At 66.6% G+C, this 13,070-nt stretch carries 11 protein-coding genes; 10 read left to right on the forward strand and 1 reads right to left on the reverse strand.

The window, feature by feature from the left end:
• Positions 1-129 precede the first annotated feature (129 nt).
• From ACZI8W_RS01165 to ilvA, 6 genes are all read left to right on the forward strand, one after another.
• A complete protein-coding gene (locus ACZI8W_RS01165; protein WP_463366652.1) occupies positions 130-492 on the forward strand; it encodes a hypothetical protein in 363 nt (120 codons plus the stop codon).
• Positions 483-1,613 (forward strand): class I SAM-dependent methyltransferase, encoded by a 1,131-nt coding sequence (locus ACZI8W_RS01170; protein ID WP_463366653.1) that lies wholly within the window; start codon positions 483-485, stop codon positions 1,611-1,613. The genes ACZI8W_RS01165 and ACZI8W_RS01170 overlap by 10 nt, the downstream gene beginning before the upstream one ends.
• 135 nt (positions 1,614-1,748) lie before the next feature.
• Entirely contained in the window at positions 1,749-2,597 is an 849-nt protein-coding gene (locus ACZI8W_RS01175) for a Bax inhibitor-1/YccA family protein (protein ID WP_463366654.1), read from the forward strand.
• Positions 2,598-2,728: 131 nt separating this feature from the next.
• The gene (locus ACZI8W_RS01180; RefSeq protein WP_463366655.1) at positions 2,729-4,114 is read left to right on the forward strand and encodes a cystathionine beta-synthase; all 1,386 of its coding nucleotides are present in this window, start codon (positions 2,729-2,731) and stop codon (positions 4,112-4,114) included.
• Between the two features lie 14 nt (positions 4,115-4,128).
• Positions 4,129-5,280, forward strand: a complete 1,152-nt coding sequence (locus ACZI8W_RS01185; protein ID WP_463366656.1) for a cystathionine gamma-synthase — start codon at positions 4,129-4,131, stop codon at positions 5,278-5,280.
• An 83-nt stretch (positions 5,281-5,363) separates the two neighbouring features.
• The gene (gene ilvA, locus ACZI8W_RS01190) at positions 5,364-6,587 is read left to right on the forward strand and encodes a threonine ammonia-lyase (RefSeq protein ID WP_463366657.1); all 1,224 of its coding nucleotides are present in this window, start codon (positions 5,364-5,366) and stop codon (positions 6,585-6,587) included.
• A 75-nt stretch (positions 6,588-6,662) separates the two neighbouring features.
• Here ilvA and ACZI8W_RS01195 read toward each other — a convergent pair whose 3' ends face one another.
• Positions 6,663-7,658 (reverse strand): ABC transporter substrate-binding protein, encoded by a 996-nt coding sequence (locus ACZI8W_RS01195; protein ID WP_463366658.1) that lies wholly within the window; start codon positions 7,656-7,658, stop codon positions 6,663-6,665.
• Between the two features lie 109 nt (positions 7,659-7,767).
• On the opposite strand from ACZI8W_RS01195, the gene ACZI8W_RS01200 reads away from it, so the two are divergent.
• Genes ACZI8W_RS01200 through ACZI8W_RS01215 form a run of 4 tightly spaced genes read left to right on the forward strand, consistent with a single transcriptional unit; the run spans position 7,768 to position 12,970 of the window.
• Positions 7,768-9,522, forward strand: coding sequence for an ABC transporter ATP-binding protein (locus tag ACZI8W_RS01200; RefSeq protein ID WP_463366659.1), 1,755 nt, complete (start codon positions 7,768-7,770; stop codon positions 9,520-9,522).
• 13 nt (positions 9,523-9,535) lie between these two features.
• On the forward strand, positions 9,536-10,171 hold the full coding sequence (locus ACZI8W_RS01205; protein ID WP_463366660.1) for a hypothetical protein: 636 nt from the start codon (positions 9,536-9,538) through the stop codon (positions 10,169-10,171).
• Positions 10,161-11,018, forward strand: coding sequence for a siderophore-interacting protein (locus ACZI8W_RS01210; protein WP_463366661.1), 858 nt, complete (start codon positions 10,161-10,163; stop codon positions 11,016-11,018). The genes ACZI8W_RS01205 and ACZI8W_RS01210 overlap by 11 nt, the downstream gene beginning before the upstream one ends.
• A 29-nt stretch (positions 11,019-11,047) precedes the next feature.
• Positions 11,048-12,970: an SEC-C domain-containing protein gene (locus tag ACZI8W_RS01215; protein ID WP_463366662.1), complete on the forward strand. Its 1,923-nt coding sequence runs from the start codon at positions 11,048-11,050 to the stop codon at positions 12,968-12,970.
• The last annotated feature ends 100 nt before the right edge of the window (positions 12,971-13,070 follow it).

Consider the following 13,070-nt stretch of genomic DNA (forward strand, 5'->3'; position numbering starts at 1 on the left):
GTCCCGCTGGGTGCACGCCCGGCGCTGATCACTCCTCCGTCCTCGATTACCTTTGTGCCGCCGGGGCGCGTCGACGAAGCCGATGACCCGGGCGAAAACGACACTGCGACGAGAAGTGGACACACACACATGAAGAAGACTCTCGCGGCGCTGCTCGGTACAGGCATGGTCCTGCTGGCGGCGGCGTGTGGATCCTCCGACGAGGCATCCGACTCGACCGAGGACACCACCGGCACGAGCACATCGGCATCGGCCGAATCCGGCACGCCGAGCAGCCCGGCGGTGACCCTCGGTGACAGCTACGAGGACAACTGCGCGGCACTGCTTCCGTATCTCGACGAACTCGAGGAATGGGGCCAGGATCGCACTGAGGCGGCAGCCGGTGTCGCCGAAGCTCAGCAGCAGCTGCCCGAATGGGAGAACCTGAGCGAAGAAGAGCAGGCCGATACTCTTCGTGCCATCGAAGACGCCGGTAAGGGGCAGTGCTCATAAGCAGCGAGTTGTTCGACAGGTTGCGGCGCTTCCCCGACGTGGAAGCGCCCAATCTGCTCGCCGTCGATGCGGCGGACCGCCTGATTCTCGACGAGGCGGACGCCGCTCTCGCGGACGCACCCGCCCGATCCATCGTCGTCATCGACGACCACTTCGGTGCGCTCACCCTCGGCACCGCGGTGCGGCACAACGCGTCCGGAGTGCGGGTCCATCAGGATTCCATCGTCGCCGAACGCGCGCTGGCCTCGAATGCCGATCGGGAGGGACTGTCGGATCGGTTCACCTCCCACGGTCTCGATGCGGAGCTTCTCATCGGCGCGCAGGTGGTGCTGATGCAGTTGCCGCGCTCGCTGAGTGCGCTCGCCGAGATCGCGGAGGCCGTCGCCCTGCACGCGTCGCCCGATGTGACCGTGTTCGCAGGTGGCCGGGACAAGCACATCACCGTGGCGATGAACGATGTTCTCGGGCGCTCGTTCGGTCAGGTCCGTGCGTCGCGAGGCCGGCAGAAGTCGAGGGTGCTCACGGCCCGGGAGCCGATTCCCGGCGAGCCGACCTATCCGGTCACGGAGACCCTGGCCGACCTCGACCTGGCAGTGGTCGCGCACGGCGCCGTCTTCGCCGGGCCGCGGCTCGACATCGGAACCCGTTATCTCCTCGACTTCCTGCGCCAGACCCCGCGCGACATCGGTGTTGCGGTGGACCTCGGGTGTGGCACCGGGATCCTCGCCGCCGAACTCGCCAGGCTCCGCCCGTCGGCGCGGGTCATCGCAACCGACCACTCGGCTGCCGCGGTTGCGTCGGCGTCCGCGACCGCTGCCGCAAACGGTCTGGCCGACCGAATCGAGACCCTGCGCGACGACGTCGGGGGCTCGCTGCCCGACGCTTCCGTCGACGTGGTGGTATGTAATCCGCCGTTCCATGTCGGCGCTGCGGTGCACACCGGAGTCGCGGTCAAGATGTTCGAGGCCGCTGCCCGCGTTCTCCGCGACGGCGGCGAACTGTGGACCGTGCACAATTCCAACCTCGGCTACCACCGCAACCTGCAACAACTTGTCGGCAGGACCACGGTTGCGGGTCGCAACCGTAAGTTCACCGTGACCCGATCTGTCCGCGCCCGGTAGAGTCCGGTTTGTCCGGGGCCCGCTCGGCGGCTCGAAGACGGTCCGCTCCGCGACGGGAACTTCCGCCGCGGCTGCCTCGTTCATCGAACAGTAGGTTCAACGGACAGAAGCGAACCATCAGAAGGGAAGTGCACGGTGCGCACCACCAGCAATCCGGTGTTCCGCAACCTGCCCAAGCAAGAGGGCGGCGGATACGCCTCATTCGGCACTGCGACAGCGGGCGCCGCTCAGGCCACCCAGCAATTCGGACAGCCTCAGCATGCGCCTGCTGATCCGTGGGCACGCCCCACCGATCAGCGATCCATGACGATCGACGACGTCGTCACGAAAACCGGTATGACGCTCGGCGTGCTCGCCGTCACGGCGCTGATCTCGTACGTCCTCGTCAACTCCAACACCGGCTTGGCGCTGCCCTTCGTGATCGGTGGCGGTCTGATCGGGCTCGTCCTCGTCCTCGTCGCGACATTCGGTCGCAAGATGGACAACCCTGCCATCGTCCTGGCCTACGCCGCCGCCGAAGGTGTCTTCCTCGGCGCGCTGTCGTTCCTCTTCACCTTCAATGTCAGCGGCACCAGTGCAGGGACGCTGATCGCACAGGCGGTCCTCGGTACCTTCGGTGTGTTCTTCGGCATGCTCGTCGTCTACCGCACGGGCGCGATCCGCGTCACCCCGCGGCTGACCCGCATGATCGTCGGCGCGCTCGTCGGTGTGCTGATCCTCGCGCTCGGCAACCTGGTCGCGGGCTTCTTCATGGACGGCGGGCTGGGCCTGCGCGACGGTGGCCCGCTCGCCATCATCTTCAGCCTCGTGTGCATCGGCATCGCCGCGTTCAGCTTCCTGCTGGACTTCGACTCCGCCGACCAGCTGATCCGGGCCCAGGCGCCGGAGAAGGCGGCGTGGGGTGTGGCGCTCGGTCTCACCGTCACCCTGGTCTGGCTGTACGTCGAGATCCTTCGACTGCTGAGCTACTTCCAGAGCGACTAGATTCCAGCACACACGGCCGGATCATCCACAGGGTGGTCCGGCCGTTGTCGTCTCCCGGCGCCGGCCGTCGAGTCGCCCGATGCGGGACGGGTACCCGGCCCCGAGCAACCGCGGTCTGAGAACATGGTGGTATGCGCATCGCGGATTCTGTCGTCGACCTCATCGGCAACACCCCCCTGGTCAAACTCAACTCGGTGGTCAAACCCGGATCGGCGCTGGTGGCAGCGAAGATCGAATACCTCAACCCCGGCGGCAGCTCGAAAGACCGCATCGCCGTCAAGATGATCGACGCGGCCGAGGCCTCGGGAGAACTGAAGCCGGGCGGCACGATCGTCGAGCCGACCTCCGGGAACACCGGGATCGGCCTGGCGCTCGTCGCCCAGCAGCGCGGATACAAGTGCGTGTTCGTCTGCCCCGACAAGGTCAGCGAAGACAAGCGCAACGTCCTCAAGGCGTACGGCGCCGAAGTGGTGGTGTGCCCGACGGCGGTACCGCCGGAGCACCCCGACAGCTATTACACCGTCTCCGACAGGCTCGCGCGCGAACTGCCCGGCGGCTGGAAGCCGAACCAGTACGCCAACCCAGGTGGCCCCGACAGCCACTACGAGACCACCGGCCCCGAAATCTGGAACGACACCGACGGCAAGATCACCCACTTCGTCGCGGGTGTCGGTACCGGCGGCACCATCAGCGGTACCGGCCGCTACCTCAAGGAGGTGTCGGGCGGCAAGGTCAAGGTGGTCGGCGCCGACCCGGAAGGGTCCGTGTACTCCGGCGGCACCGGCCGCCCCTACCTCGTCGAAGGTGTCGGCGAGGACTTCTGGCCCTCCGCATACGACCCCGCCATCCCCGACGAGATCATTGCCGTCTCCGACGCCGACTCGTTCGAGATGACCCGTCGCCTCGCTCGCGAGGAAGGCCTGCTCGTCGGCGGCTCGTGCGGCATGGCGATGGTCGCGGCACTCGAGGTCGCCGAGCGTGAGGGCCCCGACGCGGTGGTGGTGGTGCTGCTGCCCGACGGCGGCCGTGGCTACCTGTCGAAGATCTTCAACGACAAGTGGATGGCCTCGTACGGCTTTCTGCGTGCTCCCCTCGACGGCAAGCCCGACGACTCCATCGTCGGCGATGTGCTCCGCGGCAAATCCGGCGACCTGCCCGCGCTCGTGCATACCCACCCGTCGGAAACCGTGCGCGACGCGATCGAGATCCTTCGTGAATACAGCGTGTCGCAGATGCCCGTCGTCGGTGCCGAACCGCCCGTCACCGCCGGTGAGGTCGCCGGGTCGGTCAGCGAACGGGAACTGCTCAGTGCGGTGTTCGAAGGACGCGCCAACCTCGCCGACTCCGTCGAGAAGCACATGAGTCCGCCGCTCCCGAACATCGGCGTCGGCGAATCCATCTCGGCTGCGACGAAGGCATTCGGCGACACCGACGCGCTCATGGTGATCGACGACGGCAAGCCCGTCGGCGTCATCACCCGCCACGATCTGCTTGGTTTCATCTCCGAAGGCCGATAGGACACCGATTCCCCATGACTGACAACACCCAGCACGGGTTCGCCACGCGCGCCATTCACGCCGGCTTCGAGCCCGATCCCCAGACCGGCGCGGTCAACGTGCCGATCTATGCGTCGTCGACGTTCGCTCAGGACGGCGTCGGTGAGATGCGCAACGGCTTCGAGTACGCGCGCACGGGAAACCCCACTCGCCGTCCGCTCGAAGCGAATCTCGCCGCACTCGAGGGCGGCACCTACGGCCGTGCGTTCGGTTCGGGGATGGCCGCCACCGACTGCCTGTTGCGGTCGGCGCTGCGGCCCGGCGATCACCTCGTGATCCCCAACGACGCCTACGGTGGCACGTTCCGGCTCATCGACAAGGTCTTCACACAGTGGGGCATCGAGTACACGCCGGCCGCGGTCAACGACCTCGACGAGGTGCGCGCGGCCCTGCGGCCGAACACCAAGCTCGTATGGATCGAGACTCCCACCAACCCGCTGCTCAATATCGGTGACATCGCCGCGCTCGCCGACGTCGCGCACAGCGGTGGCGCGAAACTCGTCGTCGACAACACGTTCGCCTCGCCGTACCTGCAGCAGCCGCTGTCGCTCGGGGCCGATGTCGTGCTGCATTCGACCACCAAGTACATCGGAGGTCACTCCGACGTCGTCGGTGGCGCACTGGTGACCGACGAGGAAGAACTCGACACTGCGTTCGCATTTCTGCAGAACGGTGCGGGTGCCGTCCCCGGGCCGTTCGACGCGTTCCTCACACTGCGCGGCATCAAGACCCTTGCGGTGCGCATGGAGCGGCACAGCGACAACGCCGAGAAGATCGTCGATGCACTGGCCGGGCACAAGGGGGTCACCCAGGTGCTGTACCCGGGCCTCGACTCGCACCCGGGCCACGCGGCGGCTGCGAAGCAGATGCGCCGGTTCGGTGGCATGATCTCGGTGCGGCTCGCCGGCGGGCGGCAGGCCGCGCTCGACTTCTGCAAGCGCACGGAGATCTTCACCCTCGCCGAGTCGCTGGGCGGCGTCGAGTCGCTCATCGAGCACCCGGGCGCCATGACCCACGCGTCCACGGCGGGTTCGGCGCTCGAGGTGCCGGACGATCTCGTGCGGCTGTCGGTCGGCATCGAGGACGCCGCAGATCTGCTCGCCGACATCGAGCAGGCACTGGGGTAGTGACCACATCGTTTTCGTGACGACACGACCAGAGGCGCCCTTCGGGGCGCCTCTTCGCATTCCGGGTCGCCTACCCTGAGGCGGTGGGTGCATTCGATCAGGTGCGCGTGGGTGAACCGGAGATTCGTGCGGCCTACGAGGAACTCGAGCCCGTCCTGCGGCGAACGCCCGTGCTGCCATCGCGTGTGCTCTCCGAACGGACTGGCGTCCCGGTGTGGTTCAAATGTGAAAACCTCCAGCACACCGGCTCGTTCAAACCGCGGGGTGCGTACTACCGCATTGCGCGACTCGCACCGGACGAGCGTGCGCGCGGTGTTGTGGCAGCGAGCGCCGGAAACCATGCGCAGGGGGTCGCGTGGGCGGCGACCGGGCTCGGCATTGCCTCGACGGTGTTCATGCCGGTGGGCGCTGCTCTGCCGAAGATCGTCGCGACCCGGTCCTACGGCGCCGACGTACATTTCGCAGGCCACACGATCGACGACGCACTGGTGGCGGCGCAGGACTTCGCGGCGCAGACGGGGGCGGTGTTCATCCACCCTTATGATCACGAGGATGTCGTGGCAGGACAGGGCACCGTCGGGTTCGAGATCGCCGAACAGATCCCCGACGTGAGTGCTGTGGTGGTACCGACCGGCGGTGGTGGACTGCTCGCCGGGGTGGCAGCGGCGCTCGCCGCGGTCCGGCCCGAGGTTCGGGTGATCGGTGTGCAGGCCGAGGGTGCAGCCGCGTGGCCCGAGTCATTGCGAGCGGGGCACCCCGAACGAGTGCACGACATGTCCACCGTTGCGGACGGCATCGCTGTGGGGATGCCCGGGACCGTACCGTTTCCGCTCGTGCAGGACCATGTCGAACGTGTCGTCACTGTCAGCGAGGATGCTCTGGCGCGAGCTCTGGTGCTGTGCATGGAACGATCCAAGCTCATCGTCGAACCTGCCGGCGCCGCTGCGGTCGCTGCGCTGTCGACCGCCGGCCTGGAGTTCGACGGTCCAGTGGCCGCGATCCTGTCCGGCGGCAATATCGACCCGCTCGTCCTCACCCATGTGATCGGGCACGGCCTTCGGGCAGGCGGACGCTACCTCGCTGTGCGAGTACCGATTCCGGATCGGCCTGGTGCCCTGGTGGGGTTGCTGAGCGTGGTGGGCGACTCGGACGCCAGCGTCGTCGACGTCGTGCATTCGCGCACGGCGGGGCAGCTCGCCCTCGACGAGGTGCAGGTCGCGTTGACGATGGAAACCCGTGGCGCGCAACACCGTGGCGAGGTGCTCGACGCGTTGCGTGAGGCCGGCTACGTGGTGGAGATCGAGTAGGCCGGCCTCGCCGTCGCACAGGACGACCAGGCCGAACGCCAGGACTCGACGGCACTCCCGCGCTGAGTCAGTGGCTCAACCCCGCTGTGACTCGAGTGTCGTCAGCGCGTGCTCGAACAGGTCGAGGTTGTAGTTCGCATCCTCGAACCCGCCCACGGTGTCCTTGCCGCCGGGATACACGGTGCCGGCGCCGACCGCAGGTACCGCCTGGAACAGAGGTTCGGTCATGACGGCCTCGAGTTCTGCGTTCGGCTCCCCGCGAAGGTTCGTCACGTGGAGCAGCACGGTGCCGTCGAGTACGACGGGAAGTTGCTCGACGCTCAGTTCGGCTTCACCGGCCGACTCTGCGCCCGCGACGGCTTCCTCGGCGGGTGCGATGCGCGCGCCGGCCTTCGTGAACACGCTTCCCCAGATGCTTTCGCCGCTGTAGGTGTTGAAGGTGCCGGCATTCCAGGAGCCGAGCAGTGCGAACGTCTCGGTGTCGAGTGTGTCGCTGTGTGTTTCGGCGATGCGTGCGGCGCGCTCGTCGAAGTCGGTGGTCAGCTGCTCGTAGGCGTCCTCCTTACCGAGTGCCTGCGCGACGAGCTCGACGCGCCCTTGCCAGTCGGCGCGACCGGGTCCGGCGATGTCGAGTACCAGCACGGGTGCGATCTCGCGCAGCGGGGCAAGGTCGCTGTCTTCGATGCGGTTGTGGGCGATGATCACGTCCGGTTCGAGGGTGGCGATCTGCTCGATGTCGGGTTCTGACCCGTTGGACACCACCTGGACATCCGCGATCTGTTCCCAGGTTTCCGCTGTGACGGACGTTTCATCCACGGCGCCGCGACCGACCGGGACGACTCCGAGGTTGATCAAGGGCTGGGTCGCGATGTGATGGATGGCGACGATGCGCTCGGCGTCGACGGGGATGTCCACCTCTCCGGAGCCGTCGGTCACCGTGCGGACGTCGGCTTCTGTCGGAGTGGTCTCGGCCGGTCCGGACGAACTGCATCCCGTCAGAAGCAGGGCCAGGCTTGCCGCTGCGGCAAGAGCACCGGCTCCGATTCTGCGGCGTGAACGTATGGCGAACATGGGACCTCTCGTGGGGCAAGGAACGCGGTACCGTAGGGGCACGCGTAATTGCGAAACTATTTCGCAATTGGCTAAGGTTAGCCTGATCAATGTCGTTCAGGAAAGGCGCATGCAATCTATGGCTGCGGGATCGGGTCTTCGCGGCCTGCTGCATCCGGTACGCGTTCGGCTGCTGGTTTCCGGTGCGCTGCAGGTGTTCTGCGCGATCGGAACCCTGCTTCCATTCCTCGCGATAGCCGAGGTCACGCGGACATTGCTCCACGGCGGAGGCGTCTCCTGGAATTGGGTGTGGGTCGCGGTGGTAGCCCTGCTGGTGACGCCGCTCCTTCACAGCTTCTCGTTTTCGCTCAGCTTCGGCGCGAGCCGCGACACCCAGTACCGGACACGGCGGAACCTGGTCGGCCATCTCGCGCGGGTGCCGCTGGGCTGGTTCGGTGGCGTCACCGGGGGTGGACTACGCAAGCTCGTGAGCAGCGACGTGGCCGGCCTCACCGGTCTGATCGGTGAGGCCATTCCGCTCGCGCCCCGGTTTGCGGGTGTGTCGATCCTCGCGATCGTCTACCTCGTCTGGATCGACCCGCTTTTCGCGGCAGTGGTCGTCCTGCCGGTGATCATCGCTTCCGTACTCTTGATCCGCCGTCCGCCGGTAGCCCCAGACCTCGAACGGGAGTATCGCCGCGCGGCACGGGGGCTGAGTGAGCGCGCAACCGAACTCTGCCAGGGTATGGCCGTCTGGAGGGTGTTCTCGGGTACTCGCCTCGCCGACGACAGATTCGTCGATGCCATCGACGAGCACACCCGCTCCTATCTTGCGATGGAACATGCCCGGGACAAGCGGGGGCGGCTTCCGCTGACGCTTTCGTCGTGGTCGTTCATCCTGGTGTGGACGATCGTATGGGGTGCGGTCTTCGTCGCTGCCGACCTTGTGGTCGCGGCGGATCTGATCCCGTTCCTGCTGATGTGCTGGATTGTGTCGCGCGCCGTGTGGCTCGTGCCGACATTGCGCACGCTGATTCGTCGTGGTCGTGTCCTCACCGAATCGCTCGACCGCGTGTTCGCGATCCCGGAACTCCCGACGGGAGACCGGACGCTTGCCGCACGCCGCGACATCACCCTCCGTTTCTCCGACGTCACATTCGAATACAACAGGGGAGCAAAGGTAATCGATGATCTCGACCTCGAGCTGGCGCCAGGCACGGTGACCGCAGTGGTCGGCCCGTCCGGGTCGGGGAAGTCGACGTTGACCCGTCTGCTGCCGCGATTCTGGGATGTCACCGGCGGCGCGATCACAGTCGACGGGGTCGACATCCGCCGGTTGGATCCTGCCGAGCTCTACCGGCTGATCGGATTCGTCTTCCAGGATGTGCGCATGCTGCGACGAACCGTGGCCGACAACATCCGCCTCGCGGATCCGGAGGCGAGCAACGAGCGGGTCCACGCTGCGGCGCGCGCGGCACGTATCCACGACCGGATCCTGGAAGAGCCGTTCGGCTACGACGCCGTGGTCGGAGAAGACGTCTCGTTCTCCGGGGGTGAGGCCCAACGCATCTCGATCGCGCGTGCGATTCTCGCCGATCCGCCGGTGCTCGTTCTCGACGAGGCGACGTCGGCACTCGATCGCGAGAACGAAACGGCGATACTCGCTGCTCTCGACGAATTGTGCCGCGACCGGACGGTTCTCGTCATCGCGCATCGTCTCCATACCATCGTGAACGCCGACCGCATCGTCTTCCTCGAGCACGGTGCGGTGATCGAAGCCCGTAGCCACGACGAGCTGATGGCCGCCGGCGGACGCTACGCCGATTTCGAGGCGACACTTTCACGTAGCCACCACCCGATCGCTACCACCGGAACCCCGGAATGACGGTGTCGACGCGATGATGTTTCCGTCCCGCAAGCCAGGGCCGAAGGCCCGATTGTCGCGAGAGGTGATCCTGCGTGCCGCGCTGGCGACCTCGCGAGAGATCACCATCACCGGGATCGCCGAGCAGCTGGACTGCTCGGCAGCGGCTCTCTACCGGCATGTCGAAAGCAAGGACGACATCGTCATCGGAGCTCTCGAGCTTCTCATCGCCGAGACGCCCCGGCCGGATCCCTTCCGAGGCTGGCGAAGTCTGCTCGAGCAGGAGTGCGACCTACGCTGGGGACTGTACGAGGGGCATCCCGAACTGGTCGCGGCATGGCCCAGAACCGGGCGACCTGTCGTAGCATCGGTACACCGCAACGAGTGGGTGGCGCTCCGGGTCGCGGCCGCCGGCTTCGACCTCGTCGACGCGCGCGGAGTCGTCGCAGCCATCGCCGCCGCCGCCGCGGACTACGGACTGCTGCTCGCATTCCAGCAGCGGCCGGGTGCGGTACAGGCATTGGATGCGCGACTGGGAGTTCTCGGTCCCGAGATGCGGGCCGTCGAGCAGGACAGGTTGTCGCGACCGCGGCACCATTTCGACCGACAGCTGCGAATCCTTTTGGACGGATTCGCAGTTCACTACGAGAGGATGATCGATGAGCGCTGATTCCGTGCAGGCCGTATCCGAAGGACGCGGTGAGATCGAGCTGGTCATGCACGACCTGACACCGCGGATCCTGCGCGTGGTCCGGGTAGAGGAGCTCTCGCGTACGATGCGCCGGATCGTCGTGGGAGGTAGTGCACTGGCGGGCTTTCCATACGTGAGCATGGCTCCGGATGAGCATGTCAAGCTGTTCTTCCCGGATGCCGCGACCGGGTGCATCGTGATGCCCGAGATTGGTCCCAACGGAATGCGTGTTCCGTCCGACGGGTCGCGGCCCGTGTCCCGCGACTACACCGTCCGTGCGTTCGATCGTGAATTGCTGGAGCTGACACTGGACTTCGTTCTCCACTCGCATGGCATCGCGGGTGAGTGGGCGTCGAAGGCAGCGCCGGGAGACGAGGTCGGTGTGCTCGGGCCGCGCGGCTCGCACGTCTACCCGACGGGATTTGACTGGTATCTGCTGGTTGCCGATGAGACCGCACTTCCTGCGCTCTGCAGGTGGATCGAAGAACTGCCCTCGGGCACGAGAGTGCTGGCCTTCGCCGAAGTCGCCGACGAGCACTCCGAACTCGCCGCCCCGGGACGTGAAGGAGTCGAGCTCACCTACCTGTATCGCGGCTTGGCGGAACCGGGTGCGACGACACTGCTCGCCGACGCGGTCCGCGCGTGCGACTTCCCGGACGGGGAAATGTTCGCGTGGGTGGCGGGCGAGGCGGGATCGATCAAGCCGATCCGTTCTTATCTCACCCGCGAGCTGGGGCTTGCGCGGGGCCGCGCGAAGGTCGACGGGTACTGGCGTCGGGGCAAGGCGGACCACGATCACCATGAGGTGATCGAGGAAGACGACTGACCGGGCATCCGGCCCGTACGATCGCACGCGTGACGGACTTCGAGTACGACCTCGCCGCCGATGATGCGCTGATCGCCGCCGTGCTTCTCCTACTTCGGGAGCGCGGCCCGCTCACACTCGACGAGATAGGGGAGCAACTCGTATCGGTTGCAGGAGCCGACGATCTGAATCTGCCCATCGATGAGCTGCCCCAGCATCCGATGCTGGTCTACCTGAGTGATGGTCGATACGCCGCATTCGACGCGCTCCTCGGCGGCCGTGTCCTGACGCATCGGCTCACCGACGCCGAGGTGGCGTCTGCTGTGCTGCCCATCGACGAGCTTTCTCCGCTTCTCGTGTTCGTGACCGGCTACGAGGACTACGACCTCGTCGAGGTCGACCACGAACCCGACCGGCTGGACGGTCGCGGTATCACCGACCTCACCCCGTTCGGCCACGAGGCGCTCGTGTTCCCCCGGGGTGCTTTCGCCGAGTTGTCGCCCGGCGACCTCGTGGCCGCGACCGTGACGGAGACGGGATTGGCAATTGCTTCGGCAACCGCCGAGATCGACACAGTTCCCGCGTTGGCCGCGGTGCTGACGGAGACCCTCGCGTCGGGCGACCCGGCGCATCTCGAATCGTCGGTGTTCGCGGCACTGGTCGATACGCCCACTGCGTTCACCGTTCCGTCCCTGCCGTTGTCGGAACAGATCGCGAAAGCGGGACTCGAGATCTCGGGCGGTCTCGTGGCACCGCCCGGGTTCGACTTCGCGGGATATCTCGCCCAGAGCGCGGTCGATTCCTACGCCGAGCAGGTCGGTGTCCCGGTCGAGGCAGTGCCGGGGGTGGTGTTGTTCGCGTCGCTGGTCGATGCGATCAGTGACGGGGACGACAGCGACCTCGAGTCGCGGTTCGCGGAGGGTAAGTCCGGGCTTTTCGCGGCGTTGGCCGACCCCGATGTGGCAATGACGGTCGTCGACGAACTCCTCGAGCAGGCGATCGATCCGGCGTCGATCGAACGGGCCGCGGTGTGGATGAAGGACCACGGCCCGCGGAAGGTCGGTGCGGCGGCGTGCTGGATTGCGGGCAAGGCCGCGGAGACCGATGCTCGCATCGATGATGCGGCGCGTTACTTCGAGCGTTCCGCGGACCTGGACTCGGGGTTCGATCCGGCGCTCGAGGACCTCGCCCGGTATGTCTCCGACAGCGGGGACGCGGTCCGCGCGTTGTCGTTGCTGGGCCGGTCGCTCGACGGTCCGGATCACCCGCTGTACTCGGTGTTGGAGGCCTTCCAGCCCGTCGAGCGTCCCGGTCTGGGCCGCAATGATCGGTGCTGGTGCGGGTCGGGTCGCAAATACAAGGTGTGCCATCTCGGAGCGGCCGAGTACTCGCTGGAGGATCGCGCCCCCTGGCTGTATTTCAAGGCCTGCATGCAGTTGTTGCAGTTCTCGTGGCGGGACCACAGGTTCGCGCTTGCGGAGGCGTGGAGCGGCTACAGCGCCGACGACGCCGATCTGTTCGAGGCGCTGTCCGATCCGCTGCTCGACGACGTGATGCTCGGGGAAGGCGGTGGGCTGGCAGAGTTCGGGGAGGTGCGTGGCTACCTGCTACCGGACGACGAACGTGATCTGCTGGCGCAGTGGCTGCCGGTGGAGCGGTCGGTGTACGAGGTCGAGGCCGTCCGGGCCGGGGAAGGCCTGACGCTGCGAGACGTGCGTACCGGCCGGCAGAGAGAGCTGACCGCGCCCGAGGTGGGAGGAGACATCCCTGTCGGCGGCCTGTTGTGCGCGCGAGTCGTTCCGGTCGCAGAGACGTGGCGGATTCTGGGGGCCGCCACACCTGTCACTCAGGAGCAGGGCGATGCGATCCTCGGGCTCTTCGTCGGCGGCGAGCGCGCCGACGAGTACGCCGGAGTCGCGCTCGTCGAAGCGCTGAGCGGTTTCTTCGAGCCTGCGGAGACAACGGACGGATAACGGAAAGTACCTCCCGTCACACCAACCCCACCTTGTCGAGTGACTAGAACGTGTTCCTAAATATATGTGATATCAATAAGCGGAACCCATGCTCGTGACT

Source organism: Rhodococcus ruitaii (assembly GCF_055230935.1).

Bases quoted from the DNA above. Each gene is read 5' to 3' on its own strand.
- ACZI8W_RS01210 (WP_463366661.1), top strand. From the start codon at position 10,161: ATGAGCGCTGATTCCGTGCAGGCCGTATCCGAAGGACGCGGTGAGATC.
- ACZI8W_RS01200 (WP_463366659.1), top strand. From the start codon at position 7,768: ATGCAATCTATGGCTGCGGGATCGGGTCTTCGCGGCCTGCTGCATCCG.
- ACZI8W_RS01205 (WP_463366660.1), top strand. From the start codon at position 9,536: ATGATGTTTCCGTCCCGCAAGCCAGGGCCGAAGGCCCGATTGTCGCGA.
- ACZI8W_RS01165 (WP_463366652.1), top strand. From the start codon at position 130: ATGAAGAAGACTCTCGCGGCGCTGCTCGGTACAGGCATGGTCCTGCTG.
- ACZI8W_RS01195 (WP_463366658.1), bottom strand. From the start codon at position 7,658: ATGTTCGCCATACGTTCACGCCGCAGAATCGGAGCCGGTGCTCTTGCC.
- ACZI8W_RS01180 (WP_463366655.1), top strand. From the start codon at position 2,729: ATGCGCATCGCGGATTCTGTCGTCGACCTCATCGGCAACACCCCCCTG.
- ACZI8W_RS01185 (WP_463366656.1), top strand. From the start codon at position 4,129: ATGACTGACAACACCCAGCACGGGTTCGCCACGCGCGCCATTCACGCC.